We start from the raw sequence: 17,405 nt of genomic DNA, 5'->3' as shown, positions 1-17,405 counted from the left end.
CGGTTTTGACACGGGGGGTCGCAAAGGCTATGCCCTTCGGCATTGATATGGTGATTTAAGCGAGCGAAGTCTTGAGTGCAGAAGACAATCCCCGCGCAGCAAAGGCGCCCCGCAAACTGAGCGAGGCGAATATCAACCGCCGCGAAGAGATCCTCGAGGCCACAGAACGGGTGTTGCGCCGGGACGGATATTCCGGCCTCACCGCGCGCAAAGTAGCGGCTGAAGCCGGGTTCTCACTGGGCCATATTACCTATAATTTCAACGGGATGGACGAAGTTCTCTCCGAGACCTATCGCCGTCTGTCGGGGCGTCTGCGCGACAGTATCGCCAGTGCAGGTTGCGCCGATGCGCCGCCTCTGGCCCGGCTCGAAGGGTTTCTCGACGCGGCTTTCACGCCTGAATTTCTTGACCCTGCTCACCTGCGGCTCCGGATCGATCTTTGGTCGGCTGCGCTGACATCCGAAGTGATTGCCGCAACCGAATCCGGGCTTTACGCGCATTATCGCGGCGATCTCGAGGGGCTTTTGCTGGCTGTCGCAGGGGACGAACCCGCACGCCGGGCGCAGGTGCCTTTGCTGACCGATACGCTGATGGCGACGCTCGACGGGCTCTGGCTTGACTGGATGCGCCGGCGTGATGATGCCGCAATCCGCCACGGGCTCAAAGGTTGCATGGCGCTGGTCCGCGCGCTTTTGCCCTGACCTGAATCGCACCCTCAGGCGGTACGGCGAGGGCGCCGGCTTTCCAGCCAGCCAAAGCCCAGCACGATCACCCCGGCCAGCACCAGATAGACCGCTGCGACAAAGAACAGCGGCTCATAGGTGATCAGCAGATCCTGGCGGACCCTGCTGGAGGCGGCATAGATTTCCAGCACCGTGATCGTCGCGACCAGCGGTGTGGCCTTCAGCTGCAGCACGGTCTCGCCGCCAAGAGTCGGCAGGACGCTTTGCAGCGCCTGAGGGAAGGAAATCCGCGTCAGGATCTTGTGGCGCGGCATCCCCATGGCGCGGGCGGCCTCGATCTGGCCGCGCGGCACCGAAGCAAAGGCCCCGCGCATCACCTCGCCCTCATAGCCCGCGTAAGACAGCGACAAGGCCAGCAGCGCATAGGGCCAGGCCTGGCGCAAGATCGGCCAAAGCTCGCTCTCGCGGATCCAGGGGATACCGGGGAAAAGCGAACCCAGCCCGTAATACAAAAGCCAGATCTGCAACAAAAGCGGCGTGCCGCGGATGACGGTGCAGAAGGCGCGGGCCGGCACCGCCAGATACCATGGCCCCGAGGCCTGGGCGAGGCCAAGCGGCACCGCAAGGGTGAACCCGATCAGCACCGAAAGCGCCATCAGCCAGATCGTGCGCCAGATGCCCTGCAGGATCAGCGTCTGGTATTTCGGCTCCCCCAGCCAGTCCCAGCGGCCGGCAAGGCAGATCCACAGCACGAGACCTGCGGCGATCAGCATCATGATGATGCGATGCGGTTGCAGCAGCGCCTTCATCAGCGCCCTCCTGTCTGGCGAGGCGGGTCACCGCGCCGTGCCCAGCGTTCCAGGCGCGCGAAACCCCAGGTCGAAATCAGGGTGATCACGAGGTAAATCAGCCCCGCTGCGATGAAAAAGGTGAAGAAAGCCTTGGTGGTACTTGCTGCCTGGCGGGTCGCAAGGGTCAGCTCGTTAAAGCCCACAATCGCCATCAATGCCGTGTCCTTGGTGGCGATCAGCCAGAGGTTCGAGAGGCCCGGCAGCGCCAGGCCCAGCATGGTCGGCAAGGTGATGCGGCTCGCCACTTTGCGCGCCGGCATCCCCATCGCTTTCGCGGCCTCGATCTGGCCGGAGGGCACGGCAAGAATGGCGCCGCGCAGGATCTCGGTCGCATAGGCGCCCTGCACCACACCCAGCACGATGATCCCGGCGACCACGCCGGAAATCTGGATCCGGCCGAAATCCAGCGCCATCAGCGCCCGGTTCAAAAGGTCTGTCAGCCCGAAATACAACAGAAGGATCAGGATCAGCTCGGGCAAAGCCCGCACCATGGTCGTGTATACGCTGAGGCAATCACGCAGGACCGGCCCGCCATAGATCTTGCCATAGGCGCCTGCGAGGCCGATCACCAGACCGATGCCAAAGGCGCCGACAGCGATCCGGATTGACGCCCAGAGCGCGATCAGCAGCGTGCCCCCCCATCCGGGAGGGCTGAGGGCCAAAAGGCCGAATGTGCTTTCCACGGCGTATCGCTCCGGCGATCAGCGCTTATTCACCGTAGATCGACGAGGCGAAGTATTTCGCGGTGATCGTGTCATAGGTGCCATCGGCCCGAACCGCCGCGATGCCCTTGTTGAAGGCTTCTTTCAGCTTTTCATCGCCCTTGCGGATCCCGACGCCGACGCCAAGACCCAGCACCGCCGGATCATCGGCCACAGCGCCCATCGATTCACAGCAGGCCTGACCATCGGGCGAGGCGAGGAAGGCATCAAGTGCGGTCGAATCTGCCTGGATCGCATCGACGCGGCCCGCAACCAGGTCCTGGTTCGCCTCGTCCTGGGTCTGATAGGCTTTGATTTCCGAAGCCACGCCTGCAAAATGCTTCTCGGCATAGGCCTGATGGATGGTCGCGACCTGAACGCCGAGGATCTTGCCCGTCAGTCCAGCCGCATCCGGCGTGATGCCTGCGCCTTTCGCGGCGACGATCATCGAGGGGGTGTTGTAGTATTTATTCGAAAAATCAATAACTTTCAGACGTTCATCATTGATCGACATCGAATTCATGATCGCATCAATCTGACCTGCGGTCAAAGCGGGGATAATGCCGTCCCAGGCGGTGGGGGTGATGACACAGTCAAGCGCTGCCGCCTTGCAGACAGCCTCCATCATCTCGATCTCCCATCCGGTCCAGTTCCCCGAGGCATCGACGCTGGCAAAGGGCGGATAGGGTTCGGGCGCCATGCCGACGCGAACGGTCTCGGCAGCGGCCATACCGGTAAAGCCGATGGCGAAAGCGGCGGCGAGTGCGATTTTTTTCATAGTCTTCTCCCTGTTTTGTTGGCTGGTCTTCTTACGAGACCGATTTAAGAAACTGTTTAAGCCGGGCCGATTGCGGGGCACCGAAGAGCTGGTCAGGCGGCCCTTCCTCCTCGATCAACCCGTTATAAAGATAGACAATATGGTCTGATACTTCGCGGGCGAATTTCATCTCATGCGTGACCAGCAGCATGGTGCGCCCCTCATCTGCCAGGCTGCGGATGACCGCGAGAACCTCGCCCACCAGTTCCGGGTCAAGTGCCGAGGTCGGCTCGTCAAACAGCATGGCGCGCGGCTCCATGCACAGCGCGCGCGCGATGGCGGCGCGTTGCTGCTGACCGCCCGACAGAAAGGCCGGATAGGCATTTTCCTTGGCCGAAAGGCCGACCCGGTCCAGCAATTTGCGTGCGGTCGCAATGGCCTCGTCCTTCGGCTTTTTCAGCACATGGACCGGCACTTCGATCAGGTTCTCCAGCACCGTCTTATGGGTCCAGAGATTGAACTGCTGGAACACCATACCAAGACTTTGCCGGATCCGCTCGATCTGGCGGCGGTCGGCTGGGGTGCCGTCGCCCCGGCACCGCACCTCTTCCCCACCGATCAGAATCCGCCCCGATGAGGGCGTCTCAAGAAAGTTCACACAGCGCAAAAGCGTGGACTTCCCCGAGCCCGATCCACCGATCAGCGTGACCACATCGCCCTCTTTCGCCGAGATCGAGACCCCCTTGAGCACCTCATGCGGACCGAAGCTCTTATGCAGATCCTCGACCCGGATCGCCTCGGCTTTGGCTGTGATGCTGGCGGGGGGGGCAGTGGTCGCGATGCTCATCAGGTCCGGCTGCCCCTTTTGTCGCTATGCCGCCTGCTCCCGGGCAAGCAGGAACCGGCGCACATGCGGAAGCACCTGTTCGGTCGCCTCGATGAAAATCGCATGTTTCAACTCCGGAAGGACCACCAGTTCCGCCTCGGGCATTGCCCCGGCGATCAGCCTATTGAGACGGGGATTGCAGCCGCCGTCAAGCGCGCCGGTCAGAACCTGGGCGGATGCATGAATTTTATGCAGCCAGGGCGCCATTTCGGTTTCCGCATAGATATCAAATACATTCAGAAAGACATCCGCCGGGGTCTCAACCACCTGCTGCTTGCGCCAGGCGATCACATCCGGGCGGGCTGCCACGAAAGCATCGGTGAACCAGCGCGCGGTCAGCGTATCCAGCACCGGGCCGATGCCCTTTTCACGCATCGCCTGCACCACAGCCCTGACCTTCGCACTATCCTCTTCGCTGCGGAAGGCGGCGGTAGACCAGAGGCCCAGCGAGCGCACGCGATCAGGGAAACGCCGCGCATAGGCCGGGCCGATCATCCCGCCCAGCGAATGGCCGGCGAAATGAGCGCGCTCAATGCCCAGCTTTGCCCGCAGCGCCTCGAGATCATCGACAAGATCGTCAAGGCCAAAGCGACCGGCCGGCTGCGGGCTTTCCCCATGCCCGCGCAGATCATAGCTGATACAGGTGAAGCGGTCTTGCAGCCCTTCGACCAGGCGGGCAAAGGTGGCACGGCGCGCACCGATCCCGTGGATGAGAAAAAGCGGCGGGCCCTCGCCCGCCACTGAATAAGCGCAATCGATCGCGGCCATGGCTCACTCCGGTTTCGGGTCGGACCCGAGCCGCCCGCCAAAGGCCCAGTCGTGTTTCGCAACATCTGTAAAGACGATCTGAAGCGCTTCCGGCGTGCCACCGCAGGTTTCTACAAAGGCCCGGGTGAGGGCTTTGGCACAGGCGCGCTTCTGTTCGACAGTGCGACCTTCGAACATTTCGATACGGATCATTGGCATTTTCTGGTCCTTGCTTTCACTTATGCAACTTTTTGGCGAATGGGCCGGATCGAGGGCATGACCTCTGCCGCGAAGCGGCTCATCATATCAAGTGTGGCCTCCTGGGGCTGGCCGAAATTCGACGAGGCGATCACCTCATCGATCCCCAGTTCGGCATAACCGGACAGTCTGTCGATCATCTCGGCTCGCGTACAGATGAGCACGTTCTGGCGTAACTCCTCAACCGTCTGACGCCGCGGCAGCGGGCGGATCATGCCATGATCCACCAGGCCTGGCCCGCCAAAAACATTATCAAAGCTCTGGTAATAGTTATGCGCCCGGGCGGTCATCTGGTCCGCCTCTGCCTCATCACGGGCAAGCCATAGCGTGCGTTGCAGGGAGAGCCTCTGACGGTCCGGCCGGCCAGCCCGGGCACGGCCAGAGTGGAAGGCATCCACCTGACTGCGCAGGATCTCGTGGCTGGCCCCGAGCGGTGTGGTCTGGACAGAATAGCCCCTGGCCGCTGCCGCCTCGATCCCCGGCGGCGCCATGATCGCCAGCGCGAGCGGGATCGGATCTTCGGGGCGCGGCATCACTGTAAGCGCGTCAAAGCGATAGCGAGACCCCTCCCATGCGACTTCTTCGCGTGTCAGAAGCGCCTCGAGAACGGTAAGGCTTTCCTCGAAAATGGCCTTTGTATCTTCCATCGGGACGCCGATCCGGCCGGTTTCAAAACCAAATGCCCCCTTGCCGACCCCAAGAACCAGGCGCCCGTCACAAAGCGCCTGGGCCTGAACGACTTCACCGGCAAAGACCCGCATATCCCTGATCGGCAGCTGACAGATCGAGGTCGCAATCTCGAGGTCCCTGGTCACAGAGGCAATTCTGACCGCGAGTTGCAGCGGCGAAGGGACCAGTAGAATATTGATCAGATGATGTTCCGGGATTGCGACACCGCGATAGCCACAGAACTCGGCATGAATCGCCTGGTCGGTCATCTCACGGTAGAGCTGCTTGCCCCCGGTCTCCCGGCACAGGAGATGACTGCTGAGAAAATGTGAAAAATCCAATCGCCTTCCCTCCACTCTGCACGATCGTGCAATTGTACATCCGAACAAACATGTCAACAGAGAAGAACAGGCCGGGAAAAACCACCAGGCCAGGGGCGAAACCGAAAGAATGCAGAGAATTCGCCGGCCAGAGCCACCGGAGTTTTAAGGAAAACTCCGGGCCGGTTTCTGTACAGAAACCGGCTTCTATTCCAGCGTTGCGATCACGGCGCGCAGGGTCTCGACCCCCTCGCCCTTTTCGGAACTGGTCACGATGATTTCGGGATAGGCGGCCGGATGCTTTTGCAAGGCCTGTTTCACCTGCTCGATATTGGTCTCGCGGGTGGCGAGATTGACCTTATCCGCCTTGGTCATCACAACCTGGAAGGTCACGGCAGATCGGTCGAGCAGGCCCATGATCTCGTCATCTACCGCTTTCACACCATGGCGCGTGTCGATCAGAACAAAAGCACGGCGCAGGGTCTGACGCCCGGCAAGATAGGATTTCAGCAATTCCTGCCATTTGCGCACAATAGCCACCGGGGCTTCGGCGAAACCATAGCCGGGAAGGTCGACGAGATAGCGGCTGTCGCCTAGCGTAAAGAAGTTGATCTCCTGCGTCCGGCCCGGGGTATTCGACGCGCGCGCGAGGCTTTTGCGCGTGGTCAGGGCATTGATCAGGCTTGATTTCCCGACATTGGAGCGACCGGCGAAGCAGACCTCCACGCGGTCAGCTGGCGGCAGTGCCGCCATGGTGGTCACGCCCTTCACGAAATCGACCGGCCCGGCAAAAAGCAGCCGCCCGGTTTCGCGCGCCGCGTCCTCCGGTTCTGCAGCAAGGGTAAACGCCATCGTCATGCCAGTACCTCGACCCTGTCTTCCGGGCGGATCTCGCCGCCCTCCAGCACGGTGCCGAAGACACCGAAATCCTGCACGCCGACGGTTTCCATCAGCGCATCCAGCGTATCCGCGTCAACCAGACCGGTCTCCGGGTTCGACATGGTGGCACGGCAGCGCCCCACCCTTTCGCGGATCTCCAGCACGGTGGCGCCAATCCGCAACCGCCGTCCGACCCAGGTCATCTCTTCCCAGGGCGCGAAACCGTCAACCCAGAGATTGCCGCGCCAGCGATGGATCGAAAGGTCGCGCTTCATCTTCTGCCCGAGTGCGGCATTTGAGGCGAGGTTCTTGATCGAGAGGCTGGCATAGGCCGTGTCGGTCATTGCGCGATCCGGCGCGTGCACCAGGGCCACCGGGCGAAACCGCAGCTGCGGGCTGATCGGCAGTACCCAGTCGATCAGCTTTTCGCCTTCGCTTTCGGGAAAGAAGACCAGCGGCGGCAGGTCCGGATGGGTGAGGCGCATCTCGCCCGAGACCTCATCGAACCGCGCCTCGATCGCCATCAGCGTCGGGCTGCGCGCTGCACGCTGAAAGTTGATGCAGGGCATCCAGGACGGCGCCCCGGGATCAAATTTCGACAGGTCATGCGCAACCGCCCAGTGGCGATCCCAGGGCATCGCCTCGCCTTCCGACAGCCGAACGGACGCGAGCTGCTCGCGCCCGTGGGCCTTGATCGGGTGACGGAAGATCTGCGCGAGGCGCCCTTCACTGGTCATTTCTTTTTCGCACTGCCTTTATCAGCAAGCTTACCGGCGGGCGCTTTATTGGCATTGGCCGCCGCTTCCTTCTTGCGAAAGCCCGAACGGATATTGCCGAAGATATCCGGCTTATGCCCGTGGCTGCGCATGATGATGAACTGCTGCGAGAAGGTGATGACGTTGTTGGTGATCCAGTAAACCACCAGGCCCGAGGCAAAACCGCCAAGCATGAACATGAATACCCAGGGCATCCAGGCGAAGATCGAGGCCTGAACCGGATCGGTGGGCGCCGGGTTCAGCTTTTGCTGCAGCCACATGCTGATGCCGAGGAGGATCGGCAGCACACCGATAAACACCAGATGCAGGATCGAGCCGGTCGCAGGTGCATCCCAGGGCAGCGCGCCGAACAGGTTGAACAGCGAAGACGGATCAGGCGCCGAGAGGTCCTGCAGCCAGCCAAAGAAGGGCGCATGCCGCAATTCGATGGTGACGAAGATCACCTTGTAAAGCGAAAAGAAGATCGGAATCTGGATCAGGATCGGCAGACAGCCCGCCGCCGGATTGACCTTTTTATCGCGGTAAAGCTGCAGCATTTCTTTTTGCAGGCGCTGCTTATCTTCGCCAGCCCGTTCCTTGAGCGCCTCCATCTCGGGCTGCAGCTCTTTCATCCGCGCCATCGAGACATAGGATTTGTAAGCCAGGGGCAGCACGATCAGCTTCAGCACGAAGGTCAGTGCGATGATCGCAAGGCCCATATTGCCGATCAGACCATGGATCCAGTGCAGCAGCGCGAAGATCGGCTTGGTGAGGAAGTAGAACCAGCCCCAGTCAATCGAATCGATGAACCCGGGGATCGGGGCGCGGGCTTCGTCGACCTTGGCACCGAACAGTTTCGACACGAAGCCCGGCTCGTTCTGATAGTCGCGGATCGCTTCCCATTCCTTGGCGCCGACAAAAAAGCGGGTCGAGGTGGTGAGGCTTTGGCCCGGGGTCACGATCACAGTCGGCTGACGCGCCTCGGTCAGATAGAGGTCATGCGAGGCCACATATTTCGTAACCTGGGTGATCGGTTTGCCCTGTTCGGGCACCAGGAGCGACATCCAGTAGTGATCTGTAAAGCCAATCCAGCCGCCATCAGAGGCTTCGACGACACTGGCCGGGGCGGCCTCGCGTTCGACCGGGTCGAGGGCGACGATGTTTTTATAGGTCGTTTCGGTCAGCTTGCCATCGGCACGGGCAATGGCGCCTTCATGCAGGATGAAGAAGCTCTTCATATTCGCGGGCAGTCCATAGCGCTGGATCTGACCGTAATAGAACATCGAGGCATCACCGGTGCCGCTGTTCGCAACCGTCTCATTGACGGTGAACATGAACTCTTCATCCACCGAAATCTCGCGGGTGAAGGTCAGGCCCTTGCCATTGTCCCAGGTCAGTTTTGCAGGGTTGCCCGGCGACAGTGCGCCGGTGGTCACCGGCGTCCATTCGGTTTGCGCACCGGGCACATCGCCCTCGGTCAGCGAACCGGCGGGGCGCCAGCCAAACAGCGCAAACCATGCGCCCTGCTCGCCTTGCGGGGTCAGCAGGCGGACGATAGGCGAGTCATCCTCGATGGTCTCGTGATAATTTTTCAGACGCAGATCGTCGATACGTCCACCGCGCAGCGAGATCGAACCTTCCAGCTGCGGCGTTTCGACCCGCAGACGCGGCGCTTCGGGAACCGGCTCCGAACCTGCCACAGCACCCGCCTCAGGCAGAGCCGCACCGGGTTGTTCCGTGGTGGCGGTCTCAACCGGAGCCGTCGTTTCCGGAGGAGGGAAGAGCCAGAACCACACCAGGATGACCAGAGCGCTGAGCACCATGGCGAGAATGAGGTTCTTGTTGTTTTTCTCGTCCATATTCTGAACCGCTGCCGCATGTAAGGAAGGATCAGCGGTCTTCAACAGAAGGGGGGGCGAAAGGTCAAGCGGTTTCGCCGGAAAAGCCGGCGAACCGGCCCGGTATCCGGCTGATTAGCGCATTCCGGCCTGCCACAGCACAGCGCACTAAGCTGCAGGTCTCAACCGCCCCGCGCGCCAATCCGCGGGATCCGGTCGGGGCGGTTCTGGTGTTTACGGATCCATTCCAGCGTGTCTTCGGGGTTCAGCGGCCGTTCGATTCCATAGCCCTGCACAAAGCGGCAGCCAAGCTGGGACAACATGGAATGCTCGTTTGCGGTCTCCACACCTTCGGCCAGCGTCTCCAGCCCAAGCCGGTCCGCCAGCGAGATGATCGCCGACACCATGCGCTGCTGATCGCGATCCTGATCCACCCGGGTGACAAAGCTGCGGTCGATCTTCAGCCGGCGGACGGTAAAGCGCCGTATGGTTGAGATCGAAGCATGGCCGGTGCCGAAATCGTCAAGGTCGATGCCGCAGCCCATCGAGGCCAGCTGCGCTATATTCGACACGATCACGTCATTCTCGGCCTGGGCCACCACGGTTTCAAGGATCTCAACCGTGAGTCGGGCCGGTTTCAGATCGAACCTCTCCAGCTCCCAGCGGATACGGTCTGGCAGGCGCGGGTTGCGCAGTTCTGCCGCCGAGAAGTTGACTGAGACCGTGGGAACCTGCAGCCCCGCCTTGTCCCAGTCTTTCAGCGCGACCAGCGCATGGGACAGCATGGTCTCGCTCAGACGATCGCTCAGATCGCTGCTTTCGACCAGCGGCAGGAACTCTGCCGGCGAAAGCACGCCGCGCAGCGGGTGATGCCAGCGTGCCAGCGCCTCGAGCCCGGAAATCTCGCCGGTATCGGTGGAAATCTGCGGCTGGAACCAGGCGCGTATCTCTCCCTTATCGAGCGCCTCTTCGAGATCGTCGCGCAGCGCAGCGCGGACGACACTGCGTTCGGCCATATCACGCGAGAAGGCCCGGATCGCGCCCGGCCCGTGGCCAAGCGCCTCGTCTGCCGCCGCCTGCGCCGCATCGAGCAGCGATCGCCCCGTCGCCTCGGGTGAGTAGCCCCCGATACAGAACCCGATGGAGCAGGTGATATAAAGCCGCGCACCGCCAAGCGAAATCGGTTCCGCCACCGCATCCTGGAGCCGCGCACAAAGCTGAACCATGCTCTCCAGATCCAGCCGCCTGACCGGCGAGAGCACAACGACCGCCGAAGCGCCAAGCGGATTGGTCACAAGATCCCCCGCCCTCAGCGCGCCGCGAATGCGGTCCGTCGCGCGCTCCAGCACTTCGGTATGGGCGGCGCGGCCGTGTCGTTCCAGCGTATTGGTCAGGTTGTCGAACTGCACGATCAGGCAGGCCGTATTGCGCCCGTTATCCGTGACCAGCGGCAGCATCCGGTCCATCGCCGCAATCGCGCGCTGCAGCGATGTCCCTTCGTCCTTGTCCCCCAATGGCATCGGCGCCCGCAAAGGATCCGGCCCGGCGATGGCGATCACCAGCGGCAGGCCAAGCGCGAGAAAGATCAGCGCCCGCTCACCGCCCAGCCAGAACCCCGCAAGCGTGATCGCGGGCAGGAACAGAAGAAATTCCGGCCGCTGGAAACAGCCCAGGGCTTTCAGATACCTGCGGGTGCGGTCTGTGCTGGGAAGAGCCGACATACGGGAACCCTCTCTGATATGGCGCAGGGCCATCGCAGAACAGGATTGGCGAAACCTGTATGGGCTTTCTTAATCCGGAAGACGAAGTTGCTTCGCATTTTCCTCAACTTCTCCCGGTTCTCCGGTCATCAGCCCGAGGAAATCGAAGATGCCGGGGTCGGCAAGATGCGAGGGGCGGACATTCATCAGCGACCGGAACATCACCTGACGGCGACCCGGCGTGCGCGTTTCCCACTCATCAAGCAGCTTTTTCACCTGGGCCCGTTGCAGCCCTTCCTGGCTGCCACAGAGATCACAGGGGATGATCGGATAATTCATCGCGCGGGCAAAACGGTCGCAATCAGCCTCGGCCACAAAGGCCAGGGGCCGGTAAAGGAACAGATCGCCCTCTTCATTCACCAGCTTCGGCGGCATGCTCGCCAGCCGCCCCCCATGGAAGAGGTTCATGAAAAAGGTCTCGAGAATATCATCACGGTGATGCCCGAGCACCACGGCCGAACAGCCCTCTTCCCGCGCAATCCGGTAAAGATTCCCGCGTCTTAGCCTCGAACAAAGCGAACACATCGTCGCACCTGGCTTGATCTTCGCGGTCACCACCGAATAGGTGTCCTGATATTCGACCCGGTGCTCGACCCCCATTTTCGCCAGAAATTCCGGCAGCACGGTCGAAGGGAACCCCGGCTGCCCCTGATCGAGATTGCAGGCCAAGAGATCGACCGGCAAAAGCCCACGCCATTTCAGCTCATGCAAGACGGCGAGCAGCGTGTAGCTGTCCTTGCCGCCCGAGAGGCAGACAAGCCAGCGCGTCCCCGGCTGGATCATGCCATAGGTGTCGATTGCCTCGCGCACCTGGCTTACGAGGCGCTTTCTCAGCTTGCGGAACTCGGTCGATTTCGGAGCGCCATAAAACAGCGGATGAATATCGTCGGCCTCGTCCAGCATCGGTGCACCTTCATGTGTTCCTGCGGCCAGATGGCCGTTCAGCGTTAACAGGTCAAGCCCCTCACCCGCGCATCGGCCATCCCGACCTCACTGCAACAGCCGGGCACAGCAATCGATTCGCTTTTCAGCTCGCACCAACCCACGGGCGGGTCGTAAAGACCGGGGCCTTCAGACCACCGGGCAAACCGGCCCTGCCCAGCGGGAACGTCTTCGGGTCGTGGCCGTCGTTATAGCCTGTGCCATATGAATGTCGCCTGCGCAGATTTCAACGCTGGTTACCAGCCTGAACCAGGCCAGGCTGATGTTTTATCATGCCCGAAACGCCGCCGCACGGCGCCATATCGGAGTGACCTGTGCTGGCGCCCGGTAGGTTTGGGCCAAGGTCGCGCCTCGGGTCACATCACTCAGATGTTGACGAAGGCGTTCTCTGCACGGTGGGAAGGCCTGTGACACGCTCCCAATACTCGGCCGCTCTTGCCTCGAATGTGACACCTCTGCCATCTGACTGGTAGAGAGATCCCCTGGCCAGACCCGCCGCATAATTCTGTTCGACCCAGCCCCGAGGGTCATTATGCGGGTATCTGTAGCCGACGTGGCCGAGCTTGGCGGCGCCGGCGTAATGAGAGTCGCGCAGATGCAGGGGAACCGGTTTTGGCGCTTCTGAAGTCACCATCTTCATGGCCAGCCCGATGCCACGGCAGGCTGAATTCGACTTCGGCGCGAGGGCGATATGCAGCGCCGCATGGGCCAGGATAATCTGTGCCTCAGGATAACCGATCTTCTCCACTGCGTGCAGGGCGGCAACCGCAGTCTGCAGCGCAGTATTGTCAGCAAGGCCCACATCTTCCGAGGCATGGATCATCAGCCGTCGCGCAATGTAGCGTGGATCTTCACCGGCATGGATGAGCCGGGCCAGCCAATAAAGCGTGGCATCCGGATCCGAGCCTCTTGCCGCCTTGATCATCGCACTGACGACATCGTAATGCATATCGCCACTGCGATCATGGTTCACCGGCGCCGAGGCATAGACTTCCTCGATCATCTCACCGGTGATGACCACCCGCGCCTGGTCATGCCCGACCGCAAGGCTTTCAAGTGTCGTGAGCGCACGACGCGCGTCGCCACCGGACCGGCCTGCCAGCAGACGCATCTGTGCAGGCTCCAGGACCACTTCGATGCCCTCCTCTTTCAGATGGGCAAGGCCGCGCAGAAGGACACGTTCCATGTCTTCTATGGTCAGTGGTTCAAGCTTCAGAATATGCGAGCGCGATATCAGAGCGGGCGGCAACACGTGGTAGGGATTGCCGGTCGTCGCGCCGATGAAGTCGGCCGTGCCCTCCTCACAGATCGACAGGAGATCGTCGCATTGCGTCGCGCTGAAGCGGTGAACCTCGTCCACGAAGATCAGCAATGGCCGGATCCGGGCCTCATCCGCCAGTTCACGCAAATCCTTTACGCCGGCGCGGGTTGCGTGCAGCGGGCGGAATTCCTTGCCAAGCATATTGCCGACCGCCCTGGCAATCGAGGTCTTCCCGATGCCGGGAGGGCCGTAAAGGATCAGGCTGCCAAGCCGGCCGGCAGCGATCCGGCGGCGCAGCACCGAGCCGGGCTTAACGATATCGGGCTGGCCGAACACATCATCAAGCGTCTGCGGGCGCAGAACTGCGGCCAGCGGCTGTTTCGTCTGCCTGGGGGCACTGTCGAAAAGGTCGGACATGGGGATACCGGTTTTGAAGGATCTATCTCGAAGCCAGATTGCGATACCGGGCCGCCAGCCTCGCACCGGGCAAGACCTCGGGAGCCAGGGCCTGCCCCTGCCCTCTCACTCCTGAAAGCCTGTTCGGCCACAGCCGGCCGGCAGGGGGGCGCGGCACCCCGGCACCTGGGGGCTTCGGATCGGTGCGACCACCGGGGGAATCGAAGAGATCGGTCATGGGCGCAGCTTCGCATGAAGCGATCAGCGCCGGAAGCTCCGAGGTAAAAGCATAGCGCCCGAAAGGATAAGGCCCGCCCCTGACGATCAGAGGCGGGCCCTTTAGTCATCCCGATCCCAGACAGGCGGGGATCAGTCGCGCGAGATCACTCTTCAGCGGCTTCCAGACGGGCGCGGTCAGCGGCGCCTTTGGCCGAAGTGTCACGGTCAACGAATTCGATGATCGCCATCGGAGCCATGTCGCCATACCGGAAACCGGCTTTCAGGACGCGCACATAGCCGCCCTGACGATCTTTGTAACGCGGGCCGAGAATCGCGAACAGCTTCTCGACGTCTTTGTCTTCTTTCAGCTGGGCGGCAGCCTGACGACGGGCGTGCAGGTCGCCACGCTTTGCCAGCGTGATCAGCTTCTCGATGATCGGACGCAGTTCCTTCGCCTTCGGAAGGGTGGTCTTGATCTGCTCATGCTCGATCAGCGAGCCGGACATATTCGAGAAAAGCGCCTTGCGGTGCTCATGGGTGCGGTTGAGGCGACGATAGCCGCGGGCGTGACGCATGGGTCTCTCCTATAGCGTTTTTTACTTTGTGTTGCCGGTCTGCGTTGGACCGGCGTCGTTGGGGCGGGATTGCCCGGATCGTCTCACCACCCTCAAACACAGGTCGCGCGGCGGGGGGTCCGGGGGGCCTTAGCCCCCCGGCCTTGTTCAGTCAACCGGTGATGCGGCTCAGAACTGATCCTCAAACCGCTTGGCCAGATCTTCGATATTTTCCGGCGGCCAGTCTTCGACTTCCATCCCGAGATGCAGACCCATGCCCGAAAGCACTTCCTTGATCTCGTTCAGCGATTTGCGGCCGAAGTTCGGGGTGCGCAGCATCTCGGCTTCGGTCTTCTGGATCAGATCGCCGATATAGACGATATTGTCGTTCTTCAGGCAGTTTGCCGAACGGACCGACAGTTCCAGCTCGTCGACTTTCTTCAGCAGCAGCGGGTTGAATTCGAGGCCCGAATCCACTTCGCCACCACGTGCCGCTTCCGGCTCGTCGAAGTTCACGAACACCGCCAGCTGGTCTTGCAGGATGCGCGCAGCATAGGCCACAGCGTCATCCGGCGTCAGCGAGCCGTCGGTTTCGATCTTCATCGTCAGCTTGTCATAGTCGAGCACCTGACCCTCACGGGTCGGCTGCACTTCATAGGACACGCGCTTGACCGGCGAATAGATCGCATCGATCGGAATCAGGCCGATCGGCGCATCTTCCGGGCGGTTCTTATCGGCAGAGACATAGCCCTTGCCGGTGCTCACGGTTAGTTCCATGAACACGTCTGCCCCGTCGTCGAGGTGGCAGATCACGTGATCCTTGTTCAGCACTTCGATGCCGTTGGTCTCGGAAATCGCGCTCGCGGTGACAACACCGGGGCCACGGGCCGAGATCGAAAGACGCTTCGGCCCTTCGACATCCATCTTCAGCGAAACGCCTTTGAGGTTCAGAACGATATCGGTGACATCCTCGCGGACGCCCGGCACCGAGGAGAACTCGTGCAGGACATTGTCGATCTGGACGCTGGTGATCGCGGCGCCCTGCAGCGACGACAGCAGAACGCGACGCAGCGCATTGCCGAGCGTGAGGCCGAAGCCCCGCTCCAGCGGCTCTGCGATGACCGTGGCAACGCGGCCTGCGTCACTCCCCGGTTTCACGACCAGCTGGGTCGGTTTGATCAGTTCCTGCCAGTTCTTGTGGATCATGCTTATGCCTCCATACCTGCCATCGCTTCCATGTTCCGGGTGAAGCGCGGCGCCCGAGGGTCTTTAACGAAGTCTGAGAACCAGACCGTCAAACAGGAACACCCGGGCCATGCACCAGCACGGCCCGGGCTTGATCTTGAAAGATCAGACGCGGCGACGCTTCGGCGGGCGGCAACCATTATGCGCCAGCGGGGTCACGTCGCGGATCGAAGTGATGGTCAGACCAATGGCCGACAGCGCGCGGAGCGCCGATTCACGACCCGAACCCGGGCCCTGAACTTCGACTTCCAGCGTTTTCACGCCATGTTCCTGCGCCTTGCGGCCGGCGTCTTCAGCAGCCATCTGGGCAGCGTAAGGCGTCGATTTGCGCGACCCCTTGAAGCCCATGGTCCCGGCCGACGACCAGGAAATGGCATTGCCCTGAACGTCCGAGATCAGGATTTTGGTATTGTTGAACGACGAGTTCACATGAGCAACGCCTGCGGCGATGTTCTTGCGCTCTTTACGCTTGCCACCGCGGGCGGCTTTCGGATCACGTGCCATGTGTCAGGCCTCCCCTTACTTCTTCTTGCCAGCGATGGCCTTTGCGGGGCCTTTGCGGGTGCGAGCGTTGGTGTGGGTCCGCTGACCACGCACCGGGAGACCGCGACGATGGCGCAGACCGCGATAGCAGCCGAGATCCATCAGGCGCTTGATGTTCATCGAGGTTTCGCGACGCAGGTCGCCCTCGACGGTGAAGTTCGCGTCGATATATTCGCGGATCGCCAGCACTTCTGCATCCGAGAGATCATTCACGCGGCGCGCCGGGTCAATGTTCAGCGCGGTGACGATCTGGCTCGCGATATGCGAGCCGATGCCGGTGATATACTGAAGCGCAATCGGAACGCGCTTATTGGTGGGGATGTTAACGCCAGCAATACGTGCCACGCGTGATTTCCTTTCGTTGCGGTTCCGTAGCTCCAGAACCTTTTTTCACAACCGGCCAGCAAAACTGTTCCGGCCGATTCGATCTTCCCGAAATGGGAAACCCCGGAGCGGTGATTCCACCCCGGGACGCTGTGCAATATGGTCAAATGCCCTGCGGGTCAAGGCCCCGCGCCGGATTTTCATGCCTTGTCAAGAACTTTCGCGATATCAGCGGCAACGCTCTCCATCGCGGCCATGCCATCAACCTGGGTCAGACCGCCCTTGGCATAGTAATACCCGAGCAGCGGCGCCGTCTGCTTGTAATATTCCCGCAGACGTTTGGCGAAGACTTCGGGATTGTCATCCGGGCGCACAGCCTCGCCCGCAGACGCAGCCTCTTCGGCACGTTTCACGATACGTCCCACCAGAGCCTCATCATCCACCACCAGCTCGATCACCGCATCAAGCTTTGTGCCCTTGGCCGCGAGCAATTCGCCCAGGGCATCGGCCTGGGCCAGGGTGCGCGGAAAGCCATCAAAGATGAAACCACCGGCCGCGCCACGATCCAGCTGTTCGGCGATCAGGCCGATCACGATCTCATCGGTCACCAGTTGCCCGGCATCCATGATCGCAGCAACCTTCTTCCCCATTTCGGTGCCCGAGCTTTTGGCGGCGCGAAGCATGTCGCCGGTCGAAAGCTGAACCATGCCGCGCCCGGTTTCGAGCCGCTTGGCCTGGGTGCCTTTGCCGGCCCCGGGGGGGCCAAGCAGGATGATATTCTTCGCCAAAGCGTTGTCCTTTCCCTCAGGCCAGCACG

General features: G+C 61.5%; 19 protein-coding genes. 1 reads left to right on the top strand and 18 read right to left on the bottom strand.

All coding sequences use genetic code 11. The features are described 5' to 3' along the window. The first annotated feature begins 71 nt into the window (after window positions 1-71). Window positions 72-701 carry a TetR/AcrR family transcriptional regulator gene (locus AC4FS3_RS22820; protein ID WP_491022437.1) on the top strand — a complete coding sequence of 210 codons (630 nt, stop codon included), beginning with the start codon at window positions 72-74 and terminating at the stop codon, window positions 699-701. A 14-nt stretch (window positions 702-715) separates the two neighbouring features. On the opposite strand, the gene AC4FS3_RS22815 is transcribed toward AC4FS3_RS22820, so the two are convergent. The 18 genes from AC4FS3_RS22815 to AC4FS3_RS22730 form a co-directional block, all read right to left on the bottom strand. Further along, entirely contained in the window at window positions 716-1,492 is a 777-nt protein-coding gene (locus AC4FS3_RS22815) for an ABC transporter permease (RefSeq protein WP_283176060.1), read from the bottom strand. After that, complete coding sequence (locus tag AC4FS3_RS22810) at window positions 1,492-2,217, bottom strand: ABC transporter permease (protein ID WP_491022436.1); 726 nt, start codon at window positions 2,215-2,217, stop codon at window positions 1,492-1,494. The genes AC4FS3_RS22815 and AC4FS3_RS22810 overlap by 1 nt, the downstream gene beginning before the upstream one ends. Before the next feature lie 25 nt (window positions 2,218-2,242). After that, window positions 2,243-3,013 (bottom strand): transporter substrate-binding domain-containing protein, encoded by a 771-nt coding sequence (locus AC4FS3_RS22805; protein WP_491022435.1) that lies wholly within the window; start codon window positions 3,011-3,013, stop codon window positions 2,243-2,245. A gap of 31 nt (window positions 3,014-3,044) precedes the next feature. After that, complete coding sequence (locus AC4FS3_RS22800) at window positions 3,045-3,839, bottom strand: ABC transporter ATP-binding protein (protein WP_491022434.1); 795 nt, start codon at window positions 3,837-3,839, stop codon at window positions 3,045-3,047. Between the two features lie 24 nt (window positions 3,840-3,863). Further along, window positions 3,864-4,646 carry an alpha/beta fold hydrolase gene (locus AC4FS3_RS22795; RefSeq protein WP_283176063.1) on the bottom strand — a complete coding sequence of 261 codons (783 nt, stop codon included), beginning with the start codon at window positions 4,644-4,646 and terminating at the stop codon, window positions 3,864-3,866. A 3-nt stretch (window positions 4,647-4,649) separates the two neighbouring features. Further along, window positions 4,650-4,868 carry a 4-oxalocrotonate tautomerase gene (locus tag AC4FS3_RS22790; protein WP_370584812.1) on the bottom strand — a complete coding sequence of 73 codons (219 nt, stop codon included), beginning with the start codon at window positions 4,866-4,868 and terminating at the stop codon, window positions 4,650-4,652. Further along, window positions 4,865-5,893: an LLM class flavin-dependent oxidoreductase gene (locus AC4FS3_RS22785; protein ID WP_491022433.1), complete on the bottom strand. Its 1,029-nt coding sequence runs from the start codon at window positions 5,891-5,893 to the stop codon at window positions 4,865-4,867. The genes AC4FS3_RS22790 and AC4FS3_RS22785 overlap by 4 nt, the downstream gene beginning before the upstream one ends. Before the next feature lie 186 nt (window positions 5,894-6,079). Next, window positions 6,080-6,730 carry a ribosome biogenesis GTP-binding protein YihA/YsxC gene (gene yihA / locus AC4FS3_RS22780; protein WP_283176065.1) on the bottom strand — a complete coding sequence of 217 codons (651 nt, stop codon included), beginning with the start codon at window positions 6,728-6,730 and terminating at the stop codon, window positions 6,080-6,082. Beyond that, the gene (locus AC4FS3_RS22775; RefSeq protein ID WP_491022432.1) at window positions 6,727-7,488 is read right to left on the bottom strand and encodes an MOSC domain-containing protein; all 762 of its coding nucleotides are present in this window, start codon (window positions 7,486-7,488) and stop codon (window positions 6,727-6,729) included. Before AC4FS3_RS22775 ends, yihA begins: the two co-directional genes overlap by 4 nt. Then, a complete protein-coding gene (gene yidC / locus AC4FS3_RS22770) occupies window positions 7,485-9,365 on the bottom strand; it encodes a membrane protein insertase YidC (RefSeq protein ID WP_283176067.1) in 1,881 nt (626 codons plus the stop codon). The genes AC4FS3_RS22775 and yidC overlap by 4 nt, the downstream gene beginning before the upstream one ends. A gap of 161 nt (window positions 9,366-9,526) precedes the next feature. After that, a complete protein-coding gene (locus AC4FS3_RS22765) occupies window positions 9,527-11,065 on the bottom strand; it encodes a putative bifunctional diguanylate cyclase/phosphodiesterase (protein WP_491022431.1) in 1,539 nt (512 codons plus the stop codon). 69 nt (window positions 11,066-11,134) lie between these two features. Then, window positions 11,135-12,007: a tRNA 2-thiocytidine(32) synthetase TtcA gene (gene ttcA, locus AC4FS3_RS22760; protein ID WP_491022430.1), complete on the bottom strand. Its 873-nt coding sequence runs from the start codon at window positions 12,005-12,007 to the stop codon at window positions 11,135-11,137. A 400-nt stretch (window positions 12,008-12,407) separates the two neighbouring features. Further along, window positions 12,408-13,724 (bottom strand): replication-associated recombination protein A, encoded by a 1,317-nt coding sequence (locus AC4FS3_RS22755; protein ID WP_283176070.1) that lies wholly within the window; start codon window positions 13,722-13,724, stop codon window positions 12,408-12,410. A gap of 362 nt (window positions 13,725-14,086) precedes the next feature. Further along, window positions 14,087-14,497 carry a 50S ribosomal protein L17 gene (gene rplQ / locus AC4FS3_RS22750; protein WP_092899191.1) on the bottom strand — a complete coding sequence of 137 codons (411 nt, stop codon included), beginning with the start codon at window positions 14,495-14,497 and terminating at the stop codon, window positions 14,087-14,089. 168 nt (window positions 14,498-14,665) lie between these two features. Continuing rightward, window positions 14,666-15,682 carry a DNA-directed RNA polymerase subunit alpha gene (locus tag AC4FS3_RS22745; RefSeq protein ID WP_092899193.1) on the bottom strand — a complete coding sequence of 339 codons (1,017 nt, stop codon included), beginning with the start codon at window positions 15,680-15,682 and terminating at the stop codon, window positions 14,666-14,668. 144 nt (window positions 15,683-15,826) lie between these two features. Beyond that, window positions 15,827-16,225 carry a 30S ribosomal protein S11 gene (gene rpsK, locus AC4FS3_RS22740; RefSeq protein ID WP_092899195.1) on the bottom strand — a complete coding sequence of 133 codons (399 nt, stop codon included), beginning with the start codon at window positions 16,223-16,225 and terminating at the stop codon, window positions 15,827-15,829. 15 nt (window positions 16,226-16,240) lie between these two features. Beyond that, window positions 16,241-16,609, bottom strand: a complete 369-nt coding sequence (gene rpsM / locus AC4FS3_RS22735; protein ID WP_283176071.1) for a 30S ribosomal protein S13 — start codon at window positions 16,607-16,609, stop codon at window positions 16,241-16,243. Between the two features lie 179 nt (window positions 16,610-16,788). After that, window positions 16,789-17,376: an adenylate kinase gene (locus AC4FS3_RS22730; RefSeq protein ID WP_491022429.1), complete on the bottom strand. Its 588-nt coding sequence runs from the start codon at window positions 17,374-17,376 to the stop codon at window positions 16,789-16,791. Between the last annotated feature and the right edge of the window lie 29 nt (window positions 17,377-17,405).

The sequence above is a fragment of the Pseudogemmobacter sp. TB195 genome (assembly GCF_058313095.1).
This window is presented reverse-complemented; position numbering and strand designations above follow the sequence as displayed.